Raw genomic sequence first — 20017 nt, 5'->3', positions numbered from 1 at the left:
GGCCCGGCGTGTAGTGGCCTCTCATGGAAGAATAGGGCCTATGACTGCCATCGCAACTGCAAAAGCAACCATCCACACGAGCATGGGCGACATTGTCGTCAGCCTCTTCGGCAACCACGCCCCCAAGACCGTCGAGAATTTCGTCGGACTGGCCACCGGCGAGAAGGCCTGGACCCACCCGGAGTCCGGCGAGGACAAGACGGGGACGCCGCTGTATGACGGCACCATCTTCCACCGCATCATCAAGGACTTCATGATCCAGGCGGGCGACCCCCTGGGCCGCGGTGTCGGCGGCCCGGGATACAAGTTCGATGATGAAATCCACCCGGAGCTGACCTTCAACGAGCCCTACAAGCTGGCCATGGCGAACGCCGGGATCCAGATGGGCCGCGGCACCAACGGCTCCCAGTTCTTTATCACCACCATCCCCACCGGCTGGCTGCAGGGCAAGCACAGCATCTTCGGCGAGGTGGCCGACGAGGACTCCAAGAAGGTCGTTGACGCCATCGAGGGCGTCCGCACCGGGATGGGCGACCGCCCGGTCGAGGACGTCACCATCAACAGCATTGACGTCGAAAAACTCTAAGCCCAGCGCATGAGCTACGGAATTCCGGCGGCAGAGCCGTCCGCGCAGATTCCGGTGTGCCCCCGGCACCCGGACCGGCCCGCCTATGTGCGCTGCCAGCGCTGCGGGCGCCCTGCGTGCCCCGACTGCCAGCGGGCGGCCGCCGTCGGATTCCAGTGCGTTGACTGTGTCAACGAAACAAAACGCACGACGCCGGACGTCAGGACCGTCTACGGCGGCGCCGTGGCCACCGGCAAACCGCTGGTCACCTACTTCATCATCGGGCTCTGCGCCGCGGTCTTTGCGCTCCAGTGGCTGGTCCCCGGCGACCTGATCTATCAGAACCTGGCATTCGCCACCGTCTATGCCTCCCCGGAATACGGGGTGTTCGAACCGTGGCGGATGGTGACGTCGGCCTTTCTCCATTCCCAGGGCTTCATCCTCCACATTGTGCTCAACATGTACATGCTGTGGGTGTTTGGCCAGGCACTCGAGCCGCTCCTGGGCCGCATCCGGTTCCTGGCGGTCTATTTGTTGTCCGCCTTCGGCGGATCGGCGGGCTTCCTCCTGCTGACGCCGGGGTATGTTCCGGGCCAGCCCCTCACCGGAGTCGTGGGCGCTTCCGGCGCCATTTTCGGCCTCTTCGGCGCCATGCTGGTGGTCCAGCGCCGCCGCGGCGGCGACACCCGGCAACTCTGGGTGTTGATCATCATCAACGGCGTCATCGGGTTTGTGGTCCCCTCGATTGCCTGGCAGGCGCACCTTGGTGGTGCAGTCACAGGTGCCCTGTGTGCGGCCGTTATTGTGTACACGCCCCGCGGTCCGCGACAGGGGCTGTTGCAGGCCTGCGGCCTGGTGGCGGTACTGGCCCTGCTCGTCGCCGTCTCCGCCCTCCGAGTCGCCGGCGCCTAGACCGCGCCGCCCGTTCCCCACTCTGCCCCACTCCGCCCTGCCCGCCCTGCCTGAGGGTTTCCCACAGCGTGTCTTGATTTTCCACAGCGCGTCCTGACGGACGCGCTTTTTTTGGCGGGTGCTGCCGCCTGGCCGAGGCCCCCACCGCGGCCCTCACCGCGGCCGGTGCAGGCCAGGATCCACCGTCCTCTCGGGGGTTGTCCACAGGGGTTATCCACACTGTTGGTAACTTACACGGCTGTAGTTCGTGCGGGCGGTGCGGATCTGAGGGCCACACCGGGCGATTTTGTTCCGCGGCACTTCCCGATCTCCACAATTGTGGATAACTCCTGTGGGCGGGCCTGTGGTTAAGTGGACAACGCCGCCGGGGAAAAGCTCCGCAAGCCGGCTTCCGGTGGGTATCAGGCGCGGGAGGGCGGCGACGCTGCGCTGTCCCCACCGGGCCACTCCCGGCACAAATCAGATTTCAACAGGGTTATTCACAATGTTAATAACTTGTCGCTCCAAGTATCCCGGATGGAATTGGCGCCGTATGGCGCCAGAAACCGGCGGAATCCCCTCGTCTGGCCGGGTTATCCCCAGCTGTGGATAAGTTGTGGGTACTGAGTTGTTGTTAAGTGGATAACTTTCCCCGGGCCGCACGCTGGCCTGAGATGGTGCGGACATCGCGTGCCACGGCTGCCAAGCCGGGCGCGGCCCTGAGCCCTGTGAACTTATCCACAGGGAATCCACACTGTTAATAACTCACGGACCCGATAGGCTCCGGTTCTCGTTCGACGGAAGGGCTTCCTGGGGCCAGCACCGGCGGGGACGCCATCCGGACCGGCCAGAGCCGCTGGAAAGTTATCAACATTGTGGATAACTTTGGCCGGAGTTGTGCACAGCGCTGCTGCGTCAGCGGGGCCAGACGCCTGAGCTGCCCCGGCGGTGGCTGTCCAGGAGATGGGTGTCGATCATGCCGATCGCTTCCATCAGGGCGTACATCGTGGTGGGTCCGACGAAAGCGAAACCCCGCTTCCGCAACGCCTTGGACAGGGCAACCGACTCGGCCGAGGTGGTTGGGATGTCCGCAGGGGAGACCGGTTCCGGCGTGGACTCCGGCTGGAAGGACCACACGAAGTCCACCAGTCCGCCGTCGTCCCTCAAAGCAATGGTGGACTGGGCGTTGGTGATGGCGGCCCGGATCTTGAGCCGGTTGCGGACGATTCCGGTATCGAGGAGCAGACGCTCGACATCCGTTTCAGTGAAAGCGGCGACCGTCTCGGGATGGAAGTCGTGGAAGGCGGTCCGGAATGCCGGCCTCTTCCGGAGGATCGTGGCCCAGGACAGCCCGGCCTGGAACGCCTCGAGGCTGATGCGCTCGAAGAGGCCCTGCTCGTCCCGTACCGGGAGCCCCCACTCTGTGTCGTAGTATGCGCGCAGCAACGGGTCCACGGCCGCCCACGGGGGCCGGGCAAGGCCGTCGTCGCCGAGGACCGAGCCGGATACTGCCGGGGCCATTGTGATTCCTTCGCTTGCCCGATTCTTCTTGACAGCATTATCGGCCGATTCGGGGCCCCGGCGTTAACGCGAAAGACCGGCACACACGGTGTACCGGTCTTCCGTCACTTGCAGCGGGGCTCAGGAACGCCAGCGGGTGGTCATCAGGAAGCCGATGATGGCGATGCCGAAGCCGGCGATGATGTTCGCGGATCCCCAGGCGGCGACGGGGAAGGCGCCTTGGCTGATGTAGAAGGTGATGATCCAGAGGAGGCCGATGATCATCAGGCCGAACATCACCGGCTTGAACCAGACCGGGTTCGGCTTGTGCGCGTGCGCGGTGGAAGTCTGCGTCGTGGCGGGAATGGTCCTTTTGCGGCGCTTTGACTCGGGCACGGGTCCTCCTGGGCGGCTGGGAACAGGAGCGGGACCTGGCTTGATATCCTGCAAGAAGGAATACACCGGCGGTCAACGCGCTCCTGGTCACGTTTGAGTTCTTGTTCGGAGCCAATTCTAGCTGTTGTTCAGGCCGCCGGGGCGTCCGCCGCGAACGTCCGGCTTTCCTGGATGGCACAATCCACCCAGTTCACTGATTCAACGATTGGTTCAGCAAGGCACCCATGAGCACAACCAAGATCCTCGTCGTCGACAACTACGACAGCTTTGTGTACACCCTGGTGGGGTATCTCCAGGAACTGGGCGCAGAGACCACCGTCGTCCGCAACGACGACGTTAGCCTGGCCGAGGCCATTGACCTGGCGGAAGCGCGCGACGGCGTCCTCATCTCGCCCGGCCCCGGAAACCCCGCGGGCGCAGGGGTCTGCATTGAGTTGATCAAGTGGTGCGGCAGCCATAACAAACCGATGCTGGGGGTCTGCCTGGGCCACCAGGCACTGGCCGAGGCCTACGGGGGAACCGTCACCCACGCGCCCGAGTTGATGCACGGCAAGACGTCCCTTGTGGAGCACCACGGCGGCAGTGTGTTCGACGGGCTGCCGTCGCCCTTCACGGCGACCCGCTACCATTCCCTCGCTGCCGTCCGGGAGAGTATCCCGGACGTCCTGGAGATCACCGCGGAGACGGGTACCGGTGTGGTGATGGGGCTGCAGCATCGAACCGCGCCCCTCTGCGGGGTGCAGTTCCACCCGGAGTCCGTCCTGACCGAAGGCGGCTACCAGATGCTCGGGAACTGGCTGGAATCGCTCGGCATGGCCGGAGCGGGCCAGCGCGCGGCCGGGCTCAGCCCGCTCATCAAGCACTAGCCGAAAGCCCGCCCGGTCAGCTTCGACTTACTTCGAGCTCTTGGTGGGCGTCGGGGTCGGCGTGGCGCTGGGGCTCGGGGCCGGCGGTGGCGGCGGAGCCTTGGCCACAGTGACGGTGACCGTCTTGCCCTGTTCCACCAGGGCCTCGGCGGCGTCGGCCTGCCCGGTCACCTTTCCCGGCTCCACCTGGGAGTTTTCGACTTCCGTAGCGTTGATGCCGAGGCCAACAGCCTTCAGGGCGGCCTCAGCCTCGGCCTGCGGAAGCCCAATGAGCTGGGGAACCGCCACCTTGCCGGTCGAGACAATGATTTCCACCGTGCTGCCTGCGGCCACGTTCTGGCCCGGGGCAGGGTTGGTCGTGATCACAATGCCGGCCGGGACCGTCGGACTGTTGGCCATGGTGGTGCCCGGTGCTCCGGCGAGGCCCTTCTGGCGCAGGACATCCCGGGCGGCGGCCTCCGTCCGCCCGGGCAGGTCCGCGGGGATGGTGATGACGCTGGGGCCTTCGGAGATGTTTAGCGTGATGGCCGAGTCGGGCTCCAGCGAGGTCCCCGTCGTGGGAACGGTGCCGACGGCGATGCCCTTGGCGATCGTCTCGTGCTGCATCCGGCTGAGCTGGGGCTTAAGCCCGGCGTTGTAGAGCTTCTGGAGGGCCTCCGTCTCGGTCAGCGACGTCACCGACGGGACCAGGACCTTGGCTACGGGCGGCGGCGCCTGGTTCATCATGTTGTAAAGCCACAGGCCGCCTCCCGCCAATACCAGGACGGTGACGATCACCAGGGCGGAGATCCATGTCCGGCGTCGCGACCGCTGCCGCGCGGTGTGCTCGCGTTCGAGCGGCAGCACCAGCGGCAGGCTGTCGGTGTCTTCGGCGCCATAGGCAACCCCTTGTGCCAGCAGAGCGTTTTCATCATCGGCCGAGGCCTCCGGCACCGGCCTGAGCCTGCCTGTGGGGGTCTCGTCGAGGAACTTCGCGCCGGTCACCGAGAAGGCGGCGGTCGCTGCGCTGTCCGGCGTGGGGATCGTGTCATGGGGATCGGTGGGAGCTTCGCTGGCGGCCGGCGCGGCGACGCCCACGCCACTGCGGGCTGCCCGAAGGGCGCGGCGGAAGGCTGCAGCATCCTGGAAGCGGTCCGCTCGGTTCTTCTGGAGTGCCTTCATCAGCACGCTGTCCAGCGCCTCGGAGACGTCAGGGTTCAAGCTGCTGGCCAGTCCGGGGATCTCACGCACATGCTGGTAGGCGACGGAAACGGGGCTGTCGCCGATGAAAGGCGGGCGGCCGGTCAGCATCTCATACAGGAGACAGCCGGCGGAGTAGAGGTCGCTGCGGGCGTCCACCGTCTCGCCGCGGGCCTGCTCCGGTGAAAGGTACTGGGCGGTGCCCACCACGGCCTGGGTCTGGGTCATGGTCGCTGCGGAGTCGGCCATGGCGCGGGCAATCCCGAAGTCCATGACTTTCACGCTGTTGTTCTCCGGGCAGAACATCACATTGGCCGGTTTGATGTCGCGGTGCACGATCCCGGCCTTATGACTGTAGTCCAGGGCAGCGAGCACCCCGAGCGTGAAATCGATCGCCTGGTCGATGCTGACTTCCTTGGCCCGGATCAGATCGCGGATCGTCCTGCCGGAGACGAACTCCATCACGATGTACGGCACCCGGACGGTGTCCTCGTGGTCGCCGGGGACCGCGTGGTCACCGGTGTCGTAGATGGCAACGATCGTGGGGTGGTTCAGGGCGGCCACCGCCTGCGCCTCGCGCTTGAACCTGGCCTGGAACTGGGGGTCCCGGGCCAGGTCCGGGCGCAGGAGTTTGACGGCGACGGTGCGTCCCAGCCGGGTGTCGACGCCGCGGAAGACGTCGGCCATGCCGCCGCGGCCGATCAGCTCACCCAGCTCATAGCGCCCGCTGAGGACGCGCTGCGTGTTCACGGGGCCGCGGTCCTCCCGGTGCGATGGGGTGCGGGGTGAATTGGGCATAGTGGCCTACGTTCCCGTTGGGCTCGGGGTTGACTGCGTGGCCGCGGCCTTGGCCAGGTGGTAGGTCACGAGCGAACCGGCGGGCACCTTGCTGCCGGAGGCAGGCTCGGAGCTGACGAAGGTGCCGGGCTGTTCCTTCTTCCCGGTGGGGCTGACGGGATCGCCTTTGGCCCAGCGGAGGCCGGCGTTCTCGATGGCCTGCTGGACAGCCGCTTCGCTGGCACCGGACTGCAGGGTGGGCACCGTTACGGCTTCCGGGCCCTTGGAGTACGACACCTTGATTGTTGTGCCGGGCTGGACCCGCCCGGCGGGGTCGATTTGGACCACCGTTCCGGGGGTGGAGTCGTCAAACACCTCGACTCCGGTGACGACAAGCCCCAGACCGATCAGTTCGCTGCGGACCTCGTTGAAGGGGCGGCCCAGGTAGCTCTCCGGAATCAGATTGATGGCAGCCGGCGTGGACTGGGTAGGTGTCGCGGAGCTGCTGGTGGGGCTGGGGCTCGTGGTGGTCGGGGAGGCGCTGGTGGTGGTCGGCGCAGCGCTGGTGGTGTTGACGGCGCTGCTGCTCGCGGGCGTTTGCGGGAACAGAATGCCGGCTTGGGTCAGCATGATCCCCACCAGGGCGAACAGCACCAGCAGGATCAGGGCAATCAGCGGCCAGGTCCAGGGACTGCGGCCGCGGCGTTCGGGCTGGTTGACGGGCTCGTCGTCGTAGTCGTCGTCCTCCTGGACCCAATTGCGTTCCGCCGCGAGGGCGTCGGCGCGCGAGAGTGTGTTGCGGGCGCCGTACGCGCTGGCGGCCGCGGCCCCGGCGGCCAGCCCTGCAGCGGCACCCGCGCCGGCGGCGCCGACGACAGGCAACGCCGAGGTGGCCGACGTCGAACGGTCAGCCGCACCGATGACACCGGTTGCGGCGGTGGGGATGTCCACCGGTGCCGTGATGGGTCCGGTGGCTGCCTCGAAGAGGAGCATGCCCGGAACGGCGGCGTGCGCTGCGGCGATATCGCCGTTGCGGATGGCTTCGGCGGCCACGGAGAGTTTGAGGGCGTCGGCCGGGCGGTTCTTGGGGTCCTTGGCCAGCATGGACATCAGCAGGGCCCGGACCGGCTTCGGCAGGGTTTCTGGCAGCGGCGGCGGGGCATCATTGACCTGGGCCAGCGCGATGGCAATCTGCGATTCGCCCGAAAACGGGCGGTGCCCGGTGAGGCACTCATAGCCGATCACGCCGAGGGCATAGATGTCCGAAGCGCCGGTAGCCAACTGGCCCGTGGCCTGTTCCGGAGCCAGGTACTGGGCGGTTCCCATCACCTGTCCGGTCTGGGTGAGCGGTACCTGGTCCGCCAGCCGGGCGATGCCGAAGTCGGTCACCTTGACGCGGCCATCCGGGGTGATCAGCAGGTTGCCCGGCTTGATGTCCCGGTGGACCAGGCCCTGGGCATGGGCGACCGAGAGGGCCCGGGCCGTCTGGGCGATCATGGACAGCGTGCGGTCCGGGGAGAGCACCTGTTCGTGTTCGATGATGCTGCTCAATGGCTGGCCGGGGACCAACTCCATGACGAGGTAGGCGGAGCCTTCTTCCTCGCCGTAGTCAAAGACGTTGGCGATGCCCACGTGGTTCAGCAGGGCGGTATGGCGGGCCTCGGCGCGGAACCGCTGGAGGAACCCGGGATCGCCCGTGTACTCCTCCTTGAGCACCTTGATGGCGACGATGCGGCCAAGGATCAGGTCTTTGGCTTTCCAGACTTCCCCCATGCCGCCGATCGCTATACGTGTGGTCAGCTGGAACCTGCCGCCGAGGGTGATTCCTGATGAAGGCCTCACTTATTCAACACCGCCTCAAAAATCTTCTTCGCGTTCGGACTGGTTAGCTGTGCGCCGGTGGTGATGTCTACGCTTTCCATGACGATAGTGACAGCCACCTGCGGGTCATTCGCCGGGGCAAACCCGGTAAACCATGAGTTGTTCAGGCCGTTGCCGAGTTCCGCGGTACCGGTCTTGCCGGCCACTTTGACACCGGGTACGGCCGCCCCGCGGGCGATGCCGTCGCTGACCACACTGACCATCCACTCGTTGATCTGCCGGGCGATCTCCGGCGTGGTGGAGGTCTGCAGCACCTGGGGCTTCGGCTCACTGATCGGCCGCAGGTCCGGGGAGCGTACGGCCTTGATCAGGTTCGGCTGCATCTGCACTCCGCCGTTGGCGATCGCGGCGGTCATCTGGTTGATCTGGAGCGGGGTGGCCCGGACGTCCCGCTGGCCAATTGAGGACTGCGCCAGGCTGGCGTCATCCAGCGGCTCGCTCGGGAAGAAACTCGCGGCGGAGTCCAGCTTCAGCTGGTCGCCAAAGTCCTGCCCGAAACCGAATTTCCCGGCCTGGTCTGCGATGGCCTTCTGTCCCAGATCCAAGGCGATACTGGCGAACGGCGTGTTGCAGGACTGCTGCAGGGCAAAGGCAAAAGTCGCGGTGTCGCGGGTGTAGCAGTTGCCGCCGGCGTAGTTGGGCAGTTTGTACTGGATGCCGGGGAAGGACATTTCCGCGGGGTTGGGCAGAGTGCTGTCCTTGTTGTATTTGCCCGAGTTGAGGGCAGCGGCCGTGTCAATGAGCTTGAAGACCGAGCCGGGTGCCAGCAGCGCGCCGGTGGGTCCGCTGACGTTCTGGTTCAGGTTGATCCCCGGGACCTTGTTCAGCTCGGCGAAGTTGGCGGCTTCGGCCGCCGGATCCTGAGTGGCGATCAGATTGGGGTCGTAGGAGGGTTTGGACACCATGGCAATGATCGCGCCGGTTTTCGGATTGGTCACCACAATCGATCCGCGCCGGCCATCCGGGATGAGGTCGTACGCGAGTTTCTGGATTTTCGGATCGAGCGTGAGCTCCACCGACGCGCCCTTGGGCTGGTTGCCCAGGAAGAGCTGGCCGACACGGTCCAGGAACTGCTGGTCCGAGCTGCCCGCGAGCTCTTTGTTCATGGTCTTCTCCAGCCCGGTCACCCCGTAGCTCCTGGAGAAATAGCCGGTGATCCCGGCGTACGGCTCCGGCTGGGTGTAGGTGCGCTGAAACGCGCAGCTTTCATCCGCAGCCACGGACTCGGCCACGGGGGTGCCGCCGACGATGATCGCGCCGCGGTCGTTGCAGTAGTTCTGTAAAAGGGTGCGTTTGTTCCACGCATTTGCCTCCAGCTCGTCCGCGCCGATCACCTGAACGTAGCTGAGGGCCCCGAAGATCAGCACGAACATGGCGATAGCGGCGATCCAGGCGTTGCGAATGGCTTGGTTCACAGCTTCACCGCCTCGGTGGGGGCGTCCGGACTGTTCCGTCCGGTGCCGGGCACGGCGGCCGGCTTCGAGGGCATGGCAGGAGTTACCTTCTGTGGGTCGGGTTCGTCGCCGGGGGCCAGCGGTGTTGTGTCCACCGGGCCGCGTGCCGTGTGCGAGATCATGAGCAGGAGCCCAACGATGATCCAGTTGGCCAGCAGCGAGGAGCCGCCCGCCGCCAGGAACGGGGTGGTGAGACCGGTGAGCGGAATGAGCCTGGTGACGCCGCCGATGACGACGAAGCACTGCAGCGCAATGGCGAAGGAAAGCCCGGTGGCGAGCAGTTTTCCGAACGCGTCCCGGGTGCCGAGCGCCGCCCGGAAGCCCCGGGTGAACAGCAGCAGGTACATCAGGACGATCGCGAAGAGGCCTATCAGCCCCAGTTCCTCACCGAAGGAGGCGATGATCATGTCGCTGTTGGCGAAGGGGACCAGATTGGGGCGTCCCTGGCCGAAGCCGGTGCCCACCAGGCCACCGTTGGCCATGCCGAAGAGACCTTCGACGATCTGCAGGCTGCCGCCGAATTCCCGTCCGTAGACCTCGGGGGTGAAGGCGTTGACCCAGCCGTCGATCCGCAGCGCTACGTGGGAGAAGGCGCGGGACGCTACGAAGCCGCCGGCGGCCATGAGGCCTACGCCGATGATCACCCAGCTGATGCGGCTCGTGGCCACGTAAATCATGACGAGGAAGAGACCGAAGAACAGGATTGAGGAGCCCAGATCCCGCTGGAAGATCAGCACGCCGATGCTGACAAGCCAGGCGGCGATCATGGGGCCCATGTCCTTGAAGCGCGGGAACTGGATGGGCCCGACTTTCCGGCCGGCCAGCAGGATGAGGTCCCGGTTGGATGAAAGATACCCGGCAAAGAATATAGCGAGCGTGATCTTGGCGATTTCGCCGGGCTGGAAGGTCATCGGCCCGACCTTGATCCAGACCTTCGCGCCCAGGATTTCACCCGCGGAGATGCCGGGAACCAGCGGCAGAATCAGCAGCATGGCACTGACTGCCAGGGAGATGTAGGTGAAGCGGCGGAGGATGCGGTGGTCCTTGAGGAACCAGATCACGGCGATGGACACGGCCATGGCGACGACGGTCCAGCGAAGCTGGTTGTTGCCCGTGTCTTCTCCGACCCGGTCCAGCCGGTGGATCATGGCGAGGCCGAGTCCGTTGAGGGCCACCACCAGTGGAAGCATTACGGGATCGGCATATTTAGCCCGAATGCGGAGCACAATGTGGAACGCGAGGGCAGCCGCGGCAAGCAGGCTCGACTGGAACCAGAAATCGGTGTCGAAAGCCTTCTGTTGGTCCACTCCGACGAGGGCCTGGGCGCCGATGCCGACGGCGAGGGCCAGCACCAGCAGCACAAGCTCAACATTCCGCCGCGGTTTGGGCGTGGGATCGATGGGTGTCATTTGCCGACCTCGCAGACGGGAGCCGTGGCCGCCGGCGTCGGTGCTCCGGTCACGGCTGCGCCGGGACCCGCGGTTTCGCCGGGGACTGCTGTAGCCCCCGGACTCGCTGACGTGCCCGGGGTTTCGGTCGCGCCCGGGGTTGCCGGGGTCGGTGACGGTGTGATGCATTCGTCCGCGGGGGCCGTGGTACCGGTGCGTTCCAGGTTTTTGACGATCCGCTGGGCGTCATAGAGGTCCCGGGCCGGCACGGTCTGGCGCACCCGCTGCTGGGAGAAATCGGGGAGATCTGACATCCGGATATCGGTCACCGTTTCGAGGGTGGAAAGCTGGATGGGTCCCAGGCGCTGTGAGACCCCGTTGAAGATGGCGACGTGCTGGTCCTGTTCCCCGATGTAGTACCGGGTCTGGGTCCAGGCATAGCCCAGCCACAGGCCCAGGGCGAGAAGTGCGACGATGGCCGCAGCGATGGCGACAGTCAGCCAGCGGCGCGGCGGGCGGGCGGCCTTGTCGTCGTCGGCCTCTTCCCTCGACTGTTCAGACTTGTGGGTCAGCACGGTCGCCGCGCGGCGGGCCAGGGTGCGCCCCGCGATGGTCGGGATGGAACCGGTCTCCGCGGCAGTGGCGGCTGCACCCACGAGTTCGTGGGGGCGGCCGGCCAGGTCCTCGCGGAGCACCTCGGCGGAAAGGTGCTCGCCAAGGTGCGGATCGGTCGAGGTCTCAGGCTCTGCCTTTTCGGCCGCACTGTCGTCCGGCGTGACGTCCGCCGCGCCGACGTCATTGGTGTTCGGCGTCGTTTCGGCAGTCTGTGCGGCACCAACGGTGCTTCCGGGCAGCAGGACAGGGCTTTCGGACGCAGTGGCGGTCACTGTGGAAGGTGACGCGGCCGGAACAATTTCGACGGCGGCGGTCCGCACGTCGTCGCTCGTCTGTTCGGCGATTTCCAGCATCACCACGGTGACGTTGTCCGGAGCCCCTGCCTCGAGGGTGAGGTCGACCAGTAATTCCGCGCATTCGCGCAGGTTCGGGGTCTCCCGGACGGTGCGTTCCACAACATGGCCGGCCACATAATTCAGACCGTCGGAACAGAGCAGCCAGCGTTCGCCCGGTTCGACGTCAAGCGTATCCAGGTCCAGTTCCGGGCTGGCATCGACGTCACCGAGGACGCGCATGAGGACATTCTTGTGCGGATGGGTTTCCGCCTCTTCGGGTCGGAGCCGGCCTTCGTCGATGAGGCGCTGCACGAAGGTGTGGTCCACGCTGACCTGTTCGAATTCGCCGTTCCGGAGCCGGTAGGCGCGGGAGTCGCCAATGTGGGCGAAGTGCAGTTTGCCTTCGGCCAGCAGGAGGGCCGTGACGGTGGTGCCCATACCGGCCAGCTTGGGATTCATGTGGACGAGCTCGGAGAGCAGTGAGTTGGCCGTCTGGATCTCGTCTGCCAGGACGGTGCCGGCGTCACCGTCGTAGTCGTCCTTGTCGAGATGGATCATGTCCAGCACGGTGGCGGCAGAGGCAACATCGCCGCCGGCGTGTCCGCCCATGCCATCGGCGACGACGGCGAGGTGGCGGCCAACATACGCGGAGTCGTCGTTCTTCGCCCGCACACGGCCCACGTCGGACCGTGCGGCGTAGCGCATGATGAGCGGCCGCGACGGTGCAGGTGTTTTGCCTTCGGCCCTTTCAGCGGGGCGATCCGGGACAGCCACGGCTACGGCCTCAATTCGATGACCGTCTTGCCGATTCTCACGGGGACACCCAGCTCAACGGGCAGGGCCCGGGTGAGCTGCTGGTCGGCCAGGTAGGTGCCGTTGGTCGAGCCAAGATCCTCGATGAACCACCGGCTGCCCTGCGGAAACAGGCGGGCATGGCGGCCGGAGGCATAGTCATCTTCCAGCACCAGGGTGGCTTCCTGGGCGCGGCCAAGCAGGATGGGGCTCGCTGCCAGCGGAATCGTGGTGCCCTTGAGGGGACCTTCGGTCACCACCAGGTGGCGCGGCTGTTGCTTGACCGGGGCGGCCGGTTCGGCCAGCGCAGGGTTCTTACGCACCTGCCGTGCCGTCGGGGCTCCCGCCGCTGCCTTGCGGCCGATCATAAGGTCGCGGCGCATGGCGGCAACGATGCTGAAGATCAGGACCCACAGGAGCAGCAGGAAGCCGAACCGCAGGGCGGTGATGGTCAGTTCGCTCACTGGCGGCCGCCAGGGTTGGCGGGCAAAAGGCGGAAGATAATCTTGGTCCGTCCCATAGTGATCGTGGCGCCGTCGGTGAGGTCTGAGGAGCCGGCGATCTTGTGGCCGTTGACGTAGCTGCCGTTCGTGGAGCCCAGATCCACGGCCTGGGCGGTGCCCGGCCCCGTGCGGATTTCGAGATGGCGGCGGGAAACGCCGGTGTCGTCAATCAGGATGTCCGCTTCGGATGAGCGCCCCAGGATGATTGAGGCCGCGTTCAGGGAGTACCGCTGGCCGTCGATATCGAGGACGGGCTGCATCCGGGCCGGCTGTCGTGTCGGTGCGGCAGGCATGCCGGCGTGCGGCGCAGGCTGGGCGGGCGCGGAGGGGGAAGACGACTTTTCGGTCCGGGACTTGATTTCAAAGTCCCCGGCGCGGCGGCCCTCGTCCCGGCGGAAACTGATCCGCACCGGGCCCTGGAGGGTGTAGCCCTGGCTGCGCACGTGGTTGATGACGACGTCGCACAGTTCTTCCGCGAGCGGGGTGCCCCATTCCTGGGCCCGCTGGAAATCGTCGTCGCTGAGGAGGACGTCGAAGACGTTGGGGGCGAGGGTCCGTCCTGCGGCGATGGTGATGGCCTTGTTGTCCACCTCGCGGCGGAGGTGGCTGGCGATCTCGACCGGCTCGACCTGGGCGCGGGAACCGGTGGAGAAGACTCCGCGGACGGCCTTTTCGATGCCGCGCTCGACTTTGTCCAGCAATCCCATGGTCCTTCTCCTTTCGTGACGGCTGCAGGACAGCGTTCGTTCCGGAACTCGGTTTCCCAAACTTGCGGGAGCCCGCAGGTAACGGGCACTCCTACACCAGATACTACTGGGCGAGTCTGGGAATGGCCTTAATGCGCGTCGCCACTCCGTGCCGGGAAATGGCGGCGGACCGGCCCTGACCTGCCCTGACATTGCTCCGACGTTGCCCCAAGCGACCCGCGGGGAGGGACTTCATGTAGCGGGGAGGGCCCCGATGCGGGCCGCTGCGGGACACCTGTGCCCTCACCTCCGGAGTGCCCTGAACGGCCGCCGCGGGAGGCGATTGGTGTTTTCCCGCAGTTGTCCGTTATGCTTGATCTCGCTGCTTTTACGAGGTTGGCGGTCCGGATTCCGGGCCAAAAATTGTGTGGAAGAAGTTGCGCGCGAGTGGCGGAACGGCAGACGCGCTGGCTTCAGGTGCCAGTGTCCGAAAGGGCGTGGGGGTTCAAATCCCCCCTCGCGCACGCAAATGTAAAAGAACCCTGGTCTTCGGACCGGGGTTCTTTTTTGTTAAACCGGGCGGTGCCTGCTCAGGCGGCCCCCCTTCCCGGCGCGTTCTGCGCCAGGCCTCCGGCGGGCGCCCCGAACCCAACAACGCGGGGTCACTTCGCGCCCATCCCGAGGCGCGGCTTGGGCGCTAAGTGACCCCGCGTTGGTTTGATCCGAGGGCATGCTCCGCGGTCAACCGCGGAGCGCCCCGAAGCGAGCGATCATCGCCTCAAGGCCCAGGTTAAATGCGACGTCGGCGGGCTTTTCGTAGCCTTCCAGGTCCTGCTGCTTGACTGCTGCGGTGAAGTTCGGCGTCGAGTGAGCCATGCTTCCGGAGTCAAAAATATCCGCCGGGGCCGTGACGTCATACGCTGAGCCAAAGATGAAGGATTCCAGGGCCACGATCGCCGAAATGATCCGCTCCTGCGGGAATCCAGCATGGCTGAAACCGGCGCTGACGGCCTCATACATGGCCAGGGTCTTGGGCGCGTCAGTCACCGGGAGCACGGCGATCACCGGGATCAGCGGCGTGTGCTTGGAGAACACGTCGCGGTAGCTCCAGGCCCAGCTGCGCACGGCCTGGTCCCACGGTCCGGACCCGAAGGCGGACACATCAACAAAAGACGTCAGGTGGTCCTGAACCAGGACCAGCACGTCGCGTTTGGATGAGACGTGGTTGTACAAGGCCGACGGCGCCACGTTCAGCGTCCGGGCCAGGGCCGCCATGGTGAAGCCGTCGTACCCGCTCTTCCCGATGAGCTGCAGCGCCGCAGCGGTGATGCCGTCCTGGTCGAGGACGGCGGCAGCAGGCCTGCCCACCCGGCGGCGCGGTTTCGCGTCGTGGAGTGGATCTGCTGGGGCTCTGGTTGGTGCCGGCATTCCTGGCCTTTCTGCTGTCGGTGTCCCTGGGTGCTCCCATTGTGCCCCCACTTTACCGGCGGAATTTCTTCGGCAGGAGGTCTTCCCTGGCACACCGGAAGGGTCTATAGTCGATCCTAAATGAATGACATTCATTTAGTGGGCCGCATCACTTCAGCGGCCAGAGAGAGGACATCATGCTGGAACTTGACCGCGACGTCGTTATCGTCGGAGCAGGCCCCGCCGGGCTGACCGCAGCCAGGGAACTGAAGAAAGCCGGCCTGAGCGTGGCCGTCCTGGAGGCGCGCGACCGGGTTGGCGGCCGCACCTGGACCGACACGATTGACGGCGCCATGCTGGAAATCGGCGGCCAGTGGGTCTCCCCGGACCAGACCGAACTGCTGGCGCTCCTCGACGAGCTCGCCCTGGAAACCTACTCCCGCTATCGCGAGGGCGACTCCGTCTACATCGGTTCCGACGGCAAGCGCACCCTTTATACAGGCGACACCTTCCCGGTCAGCGAAACCACCGCCGCCGAGATGGACAAACTCACCGCTCTGCTGGATACCCTCGCCGCCGAGATCGGCCCCACCGAACCATGGGCGCACCCCAAGGCCCGCGAGCTGGACACCATCTCCTTCCACCACTGGCTGCGGGAGAACTCCACGGACGAGGAAGCCTGCAACAACATCGGCCTCTTTATTGCCGGCGGAATGCTGACCAAGCCCGCCCACGCCTTCTCCGCCCTGCAGGCAGTGCTGATGGCTGCCTCCGCCGGATCCTTCAGCCACCTCACCGACGAGGACTTCATCCTCGACAAGCGCGTCGTCGGCGGAATGCAGCGGGTCTCCCTGCTGCTCGCCGCCGAACTGGGTGACGACGTCGTCCTTGACAGCCCGGTGCGCACCATCAGCTGGGGTGTGGACGCCGGCGGGAACCACCGCGTGACCGCTGTTTCGGAACGCGCCACCGTGAACGCGCGCTTCGTGATCATGGCCGTGCCGCCGAACCTCTACTCCCGGGTCTCCTTCAACCCGCCGCTGCCGCGACGCCAGCACCAGATGCACCAGCACCAGTCCCTGGGCCTGGTCATCAAGGTGCACGCCGTCTACAGCACCCCGTTCTGGCGCGAGGACGGCCTCTCCGGGACCTGCTTCGGTGCCGGCGCACTGGTCCAGGAGGTCTACGACAACACAAACCACGAGGACCCCCGCGGCACCCTGGTCGGCTTCGTTTCGGACGAGAAGGCCGATGCCATGTTCGAGCTCAGCGCCGAGGAACGCCGCCGCGCCATCCTCGAATCGATCGCCGGATTCCTCGGTGACAAGGCCCTCGAGCCGGAGGTCTATTACGAGTCGGACTGGGGCTCTGAGGAGTGGACCCGCGGCGCCTATGCCTCCAGCTACGACCTCGGCGGACTGCACCGCTATGGCAAGGACCAGCACGCGCCGGTCGGCCCGATCTACTGGTCCTCCTCCGATCTCGCTGCCGAGGGCTACCAGCACGTCGACGGCGCCGTTCGAATGGGACGCCACACGGCAGCCCGGATCGTCGCAGCGGCAGACCGTGCCTCCGTCGCCACCAACTAATCCGTCCCTGCCACGTAACCCGCCCAACAGTTCAGAAAGGATCGGCCAGATGCGTTACGTAGTGGGGTATTCAGCCAATGCCAGAGGGCACGATGCCGTAAACCTGGCCGTATCACTGGCGCTCGGGCGCGGAGCCAGCCTGGACCTTGTGCTGGTGGTCCCCGAAGTGCAGCAGTTCGGGGCCGCCCACGCACCCAGGGCCGGCTTCGAGCACCTGCTCAATGAGCAGGCACAGGAGTGGCTTGACCAGGCGCTGGCGTTGATTCCGCCCGGTGTCCCGGCCCGGGCCCACGTCCGCAGCGGTGATTCCGACGCCCACGCACTGATCCAGGCCGCTGAGGAGTTCGGGGCGGACATGCTCATCATCGGCGCAACAAGCAACGGGATCTTCAAGCGGTTCACTATCGGGTCGGTGGCCAGCGCACTGCTCCACGCTTCGACCGTTCCCGTGGCATTGGCACCGCATGGCTACCATCGCCAGGAGGCCGTGACCCGGATCAGTTGCGGGCTCGGAAACCGGACGGGCGCTGAGAAGCTGCTCGATTTCGCCCTTGGGATGGCGGCCAGCCGCGAAGTGCCGCTGCGCGTGGTGTCGCTTCTGGCGATCGACGGCGGCGACGCGGCCGCTGCCGCGGAAGCCGCCGAAGCGGCTCGGGCGTACGCGGCGAAGCATCTTGCCGCAGCCCTGCCGGGCGGCGGGCAGGGGGTACGGGAGGAGGCGAAGGCGGAAGTTGTCATCGCACAGGGCCGCACCGTCGAGGAAGCGGTGGACCGTCTGGATTGGGAAGACGGCGAGGTCCTGCTGATCGGATCGAGCAGGCTTGCCACGAGCCGGTCCATCTTCCTGGGCAGCACGGCCAACCGCATTCTGCGTGCCCTGCCGGTGCCGATGATTGTGGTCCCGAGTGACTATGAGCTCAAAAACCCCAACCAGCCAGCGTCGCATGACTTCACCCGAGAGGCACAAAAATGAGCGCGGAACACGCGATGGCCAAGGCCTCGCACACCGGACAGTACACCGAAGACCAGCACGGACTGAGCGAGAAGGGCCTGAAGGCAGGGTCTGTGGGGCTGATTGGCGCTGTCGTCATCGGCGTTTCCTGTATCGCCCCGGCCTACACTTTGACTGCGGCACTGGGCCCCACCGTGGCTGAAGTCGGCGTACACCTGCCTGCGATTTTCCTGGTCGGCTTTGTCCCGATGTTGCTGGTGGCGTTCGGCTACCGCGAGCTGAACAACGCCATGCCCGACGCCGGCACGTCCTTCACCTGGGCCTCGAAAGCCTTTGGCCCGTGGCTCGGGTGGATGGGAGGCTGGGGGCTCATTGCGGCGACAATCATCGTGCTCTCGAATCTGGCCGCTGTCGCGGTGGATTTCTTCTACCTGATGCTGTCGCAAATTTTCGGTAACCCCGACCTCGCTGATCTCACCAAAAACCTGCCGCTGAACATTGCCACCACATTGGTGTTCATCGCCCTCGCGTGCTGGATCTCCTACCGCGGCATGGAAACCACCAAGACGGTCCAGTATGTGCTCGTGGGATTCCAGCTACTGGTGCTCGGCTGGTTCGCGGTGGCCGCGTTCAGCCACGTCGCCAACGGCACCGCCTTTGACGCCACAGCCATTTCACCGGACTGGTTCAATCCCTTCGCGGTGGAATCTTTCACCGCCTTTGCCGCCGGTGTTTCGCTGTCCATCTTCATTTACTGGGGGTGGGACGTCACGCTGACCATGAATGAGGAGACCAAGAACCCGGAAAAGACCCCGGGCCGTGCCGCCACCGTCACCGTACTGGTCATCGTGATCATCTACATGACCGTTGCCCTGGCCACGTTGTCCTTCGCCGGAATCGGTACGGAAGGTCTGGGTGCCGGAAACCCGGAGAACCAGGCCAGCATCTTCGCCGTGCTCGCCGGTCCGGTGATGGGACCCTTCGCTATCCTGATGTCCCTGGCCATCCTGAGCAGCTCGGCGGCGTCGCTGCAGTCCACGTTCGTCTCGCCGGCGCGGACGCTGCTGTCGATGGGCCACTACAAAGCCCTGCCGAAGAAGTTCAGCAGGATCAGCCCCACACACAAGTCACCGAGCTACGCCACGATCGCCTCGGCGGTGGCTGCCGCTGCGTTCTACGTCATCACCCGCACCACGTCGGAGAATGCGCTGTGGGACACCATCACTGCTCTGGGCATGATGATCTGCTTCTATTACGGCATCACGGCGCTGGCCTGTGTCTGGTTTTTCCGGGCCGAGGCGTTCAGCGGAGCGCAGGCGTTCTTCTTCAAGTTCCTCTCACCCCTCCTGGGCGGGGTCATCCTGCTGGTCATGTTCTTCAAGACCGCCTATGACTCCATGGATCCGGCGTACGGTTCGGGCTCCTCGATCGGTGGTCTGGGCCTGGTCTTCATCCTCGGCACGGGAGTCATCCTGCTGGGGGTGGTGCTCATGCTGATCATGGCGAAGCTCCGGCCCGAGTTCTTCAAGGGCGAGGTGCTGGCCCGCGGAAACTGAGTCGCCGGCCCGCGGGAGTTCCGGGAAGGTCCTTCTTCCGGCAGCCATTGGAAAGTAAGCACACTTACCAATAGGCTGGCGGGAGGGGGACCTTCCCCTGTGTGGAACCAGAACGAGGTGACAGCATGTCGGACGCAGCAAACATCAGCAAAGTTACGGACATCATCAACGATTCGCGGATCGGGATGTTCACCACCGTCAATGAAGAGGGCGCGCTGGTCAGCCGCCCGCTGGCCGTCCAGGACGTGTTGGACGACGGCGACATGTGGTTTTTCACGTCCGCCACCACCTCCCAGGTAGCCCACGTCCGGGCGCACCCGGGCGTCAACGTCTCCTTCGGCAAAGGAACGGAATGGGTATCGGTGGCCGGGACGGCAGAAGTTGTCACCGACCGCCAGAAGATCCACGAGCTCTGGAACCAGATGGTCGAAGCCTGGTTCCCGGACGGCCCGGACACCCCGGAAGTGGTGCTGCTGCACGTCGACTCCGACTCCGCCGAGTACTGGACCAGCCCGGGCGGCACCGCCGCGTCGGTGCTCCAGTGGGTCAAATCCAAGGTCATGCACAGCCGGATGAGTGTGGGCGACAGCGGCACGGTGGAACTCTAAGACCAGCGCCGTCCTGCGTCGACCAGCGCTGTCCTGCGCCGCGGCGGGTCAACGGACCCGCCGCGCGCGCCGGCGAC

The 20017-nt window shown here is 65.7% G+C and carries 17 protein-coding genes and 1 tRNA gene; 8 read left to right on the top strand and 10 right to left on the bottom strand.

From position 1 onward, the window contains the following. Nucleotides 1-40: 40 nt before the first annotated feature. Nucleotides 41-586 carry a peptidylprolyl isomerase gene (locus tag BJQ90_RS02430; RefSeq protein ID WP_226758721.1) on the top strand — a complete coding sequence of 182 codons (546 nt, stop codon included), beginning with the start codon at nucleotides 41-43 and terminating at the stop codon, nucleotides 584-586. A gap of 9 nt (nucleotides 587-595) precedes the next feature. After that, nucleotides 596-1477: a rhomboid family intramembrane serine protease gene (locus BJQ90_RS02425; protein ID WP_226758720.1), complete on the top strand. Its 882-nt coding sequence runs from the start codon at nucleotides 596-598 to the stop codon at nucleotides 1475-1477. An 894-nt stretch (nucleotides 1478-2371) separates the two neighbouring features. On the opposite strand, the gene BJQ90_RS02420 is transcribed toward BJQ90_RS02425, so the two are convergent. Together BJQ90_RS02420 and BJQ90_RS02415 are read right to left on the bottom strand one after the other, a co-directional pair. Further along, the gene (locus tag BJQ90_RS02420) at nucleotides 2372-2977 is read right to left on the bottom strand and encodes a DNA-3-methyladenine glycosylase I (protein WP_226758719.1); all 606 of its coding nucleotides are present in this window, start codon (nucleotides 2975-2977) and stop codon (nucleotides 2372-2374) included. Nucleotides 2978-3097: 120 nt separating this feature from the next. After that, nucleotides 3098-3352, bottom strand: a complete 255-nt coding sequence (locus BJQ90_RS02415; RefSeq protein ID WP_226758718.1) for a cell division protein CrgA — start codon at nucleotides 3350-3352, stop codon at nucleotides 3098-3100. 224 nt (nucleotides 3353-3576) lie between these two features. Between BJQ90_RS02415 and BJQ90_RS02410 the strand changes: the two genes are divergently transcribed. Next, the gene (locus BJQ90_RS02410) at nucleotides 3577-4218 is read left to right on the top strand and encodes an anthranilate synthase component II (RefSeq protein ID WP_226758717.1); all 642 of its coding nucleotides are present in this window, start codon (nucleotides 3577-3579) and stop codon (nucleotides 4216-4218) included. 27 nt (nucleotides 4219-4245) lie between these two features. On the opposite strand, the gene pknB is transcribed toward BJQ90_RS02410, so the two are convergent. Genes pknB through BJQ90_RS02375 form a run of 7 tightly spaced genes read right to left on the bottom strand, consistent with a single transcriptional unit; the run spans nucleotide 4246 to nucleotide 13849 of the window. After that, nucleotides 4246-6195 carry a Stk1 family PASTA domain-containing Ser/Thr kinase gene (pknB, locus tag BJQ90_RS02405; protein WP_226758716.1) on the bottom strand — a complete coding sequence of 650 codons (1950 nt, stop codon included), beginning with the start codon at nucleotides 6193-6195 and terminating at the stop codon, nucleotides 4246-4248. 6 nt (nucleotides 6196-6201) lie between these two features. Further along, nucleotides 6202-8016 (bottom strand): protein kinase domain-containing protein, encoded by a 1815-nt coding sequence (locus BJQ90_RS02400; protein WP_226758715.1) that lies wholly within the window; start codon nucleotides 8014-8016, stop codon nucleotides 6202-6204. Next, on the bottom strand, nucleotides 8013-9470 hold the full coding sequence (locus BJQ90_RS02395; protein WP_226758714.1) for a peptidoglycan D,D-transpeptidase FtsI family protein: 1458 nt from the start codon (nucleotides 9468-9470) through the stop codon (nucleotides 8013-8015). The genes BJQ90_RS02400 and BJQ90_RS02395 overlap by 4 nt, the downstream gene beginning before the upstream one ends. After that, a complete protein-coding gene (locus BJQ90_RS02390; protein ID WP_226758713.1) occupies nucleotides 9467-10918 on the bottom strand; it encodes an FtsW/RodA/SpoVE family cell cycle protein in 1452 nt (483 codons plus the stop codon). Before BJQ90_RS02390 ends, BJQ90_RS02395 begins: the two co-directional genes overlap by 4 nt. Continuing rightward, nucleotides 10915-12621 (bottom strand): PP2C family protein-serine/threonine phosphatase, encoded by a 1707-nt coding sequence (locus tag BJQ90_RS02385; protein WP_226758712.1) that lies wholly within the window; start codon nucleotides 12619-12621, stop codon nucleotides 10915-10917. Before BJQ90_RS02385 ends, BJQ90_RS02390 begins: the two co-directional genes overlap by 4 nt. 2 nt (nucleotides 12622-12623) lie before the next feature. Further along, nucleotides 12624-13103, bottom strand: coding sequence for an FHA domain-containing protein (locus BJQ90_RS02380; RefSeq protein WP_226758711.1), 480 nt, complete (start codon nucleotides 13101-13103; stop codon nucleotides 12624-12626). Continuing rightward, nucleotides 13100-13849, bottom strand: coding sequence for an FhaA domain-containing protein (locus BJQ90_RS02375; protein WP_226758710.1), 750 nt, complete (start codon nucleotides 13847-13849; stop codon nucleotides 13100-13102). The genes BJQ90_RS02380 and BJQ90_RS02375 overlap by 4 nt, the downstream gene beginning before the upstream one ends. A gap of 420 nt (nucleotides 13850-14269) precedes the next feature. On the opposite strand from BJQ90_RS02375, the gene BJQ90_RS02370 reads away from it, so the two are divergent. Further along, nucleotides 14270-14352 (top strand) — tRNA-Leu (locus BJQ90_RS02370). 217 nt (nucleotides 14353-14569) lie between these two features. Here the strand turns inward: BJQ90_RS02370 and BJQ90_RS02365 are convergent. Then, on the bottom strand, nucleotides 14570-15256 hold the full coding sequence (locus BJQ90_RS02365) for a TetR/AcrR family transcriptional regulator (RefSeq protein WP_226758709.1): 687 nt from the start codon (nucleotides 15254-15256) through the stop codon (nucleotides 14570-14572). Between the two features lie 176 nt (nucleotides 15257-15432). Here BJQ90_RS02365 and BJQ90_RS02360 point away from each other — a divergent pair, with 176 nt between their 5' ends. The 4 genes from BJQ90_RS02360 (at nucleotide 15433) to BJQ90_RS02345 (ending at nucleotide 19940) form a co-directional block, all read left to right on the top strand. After that, the gene (locus BJQ90_RS02360) at nucleotides 15433-16824 is read left to right on the top strand and encodes a flavin monoamine oxidase family protein (protein ID WP_226758708.1); all 1392 of its coding nucleotides are present in this window, start codon (nucleotides 15433-15435) and stop codon (nucleotides 16822-16824) included. Between the two features lie 49 nt (nucleotides 16825-16873). After that, nucleotides 16874-17797: a universal stress protein gene (locus BJQ90_RS02355; RefSeq protein ID WP_226758707.1), complete on the top strand. Its 924-nt coding sequence runs from the start codon at nucleotides 16874-16876 to the stop codon at nucleotides 17795-17797. Nucleotides 17798-17811: 14 nt separating this feature from the next. Next, nucleotides 17812-19332, top strand: coding sequence for an APC family permease (locus BJQ90_RS02350; protein WP_226758743.1), 1521 nt, complete (start codon nucleotides 17812-17814; stop codon nucleotides 19330-19332). A 125-nt stretch (nucleotides 19333-19457) separates the two neighbouring features. Then, nucleotides 19458-19940: a pyridoxamine 5'-phosphate oxidase family protein gene (locus BJQ90_RS02345; RefSeq protein WP_226758706.1), complete on the top strand. Its 483-nt coding sequence runs from the start codon at nucleotides 19458-19460 to the stop codon at nucleotides 19938-19940. Nucleotides 19941-20017 lie beyond the last annotated feature (77 nt).

The organism is Arthrobacter sp. SO3 (assembly GCF_020532825.1).
Classification (GTDB): domain Bacteria; phylum Actinomycetota; class Actinomycetes; order Actinomycetales; family Micrococcaceae; genus Arthrobacter.
Note: the sequence above shows the minus strand (reverse complement) of the source record. Positions and strands in the feature narration are given on the sequence as shown.

Coding starts and splice junctions, on each gene's coding strand:
- pknB (WP_226758716.1), bottom strand. CDS start 6,195: ATGCCCAATTCACCCCGCACCCCATCGCACCGGGAGGACCGCGGCCCC.
- BJQ90_RS02355 (WP_226758707.1), top strand. CDS start 16,874: ATGCGTTACGTAGTGGGGTATTCAGCCAATGCCAGAGGGCACGATGCC.
- BJQ90_RS02410 (WP_226758717.1), top strand. CDS start 3,577: ATGAGCACAACCAAGATCCTCGTCGTCGACAACTACGACAGCTTTGTG.
- BJQ90_RS02350 (WP_226758743.1), top strand. CDS start 17,812: ATGGCCAAGGCCTCGCACACCGGACAGTACACCGAAGACCAGCACGGA.
- BJQ90_RS02430 (WP_226758721.1), top strand. CDS start 41: ATGACTGCCATCGCAACTGCAAAAGCAACCATCCACACGAGCATGGGC.
- BJQ90_RS02360 (WP_226758708.1), top strand. CDS start 15,433: ATGCTGGAACTTGACCGCGACGTCGTTATCGTCGGAGCAGGCCCCGCC.
- BJQ90_RS02390 (WP_226758713.1), bottom strand. CDS start 10,918: ATGACACCCATCGATCCCACGCCCAAACCGCGGCGGAATGTTGAGCTT.
- BJQ90_RS02420 (WP_226758719.1), bottom strand. CDS start 2,977: ATGGCCCCGGCAGTATCCGGCTCGGTCCTCGGCGACGACGGCCTTGCC.
- BJQ90_RS02425 (WP_226758720.1), top strand. CDS start 596: ATGAGCTACGGAATTCCGGCGGCAGAGCCGTCCGCGCAGATTCCGGTG.
- BJQ90_RS02365 (WP_226758709.1), bottom strand. CDS start 15,256: ATGCCGGCACCAACCAGAGCCCCAGCAGATCCACTCCACGACGCGAAA.
- BJQ90_RS02375 (WP_226758710.1), bottom strand. CDS start 13,849: ATGGGATTGCTGGACAAAGTCGAGCGCGGCATCGAAAAGGCCGTCCGC.
- BJQ90_RS02345 (WP_226758706.1), top strand. CDS start 19,458: ATGTCGGACGCAGCAAACATCAGCAAAGTTACGGACATCATCAACGAT.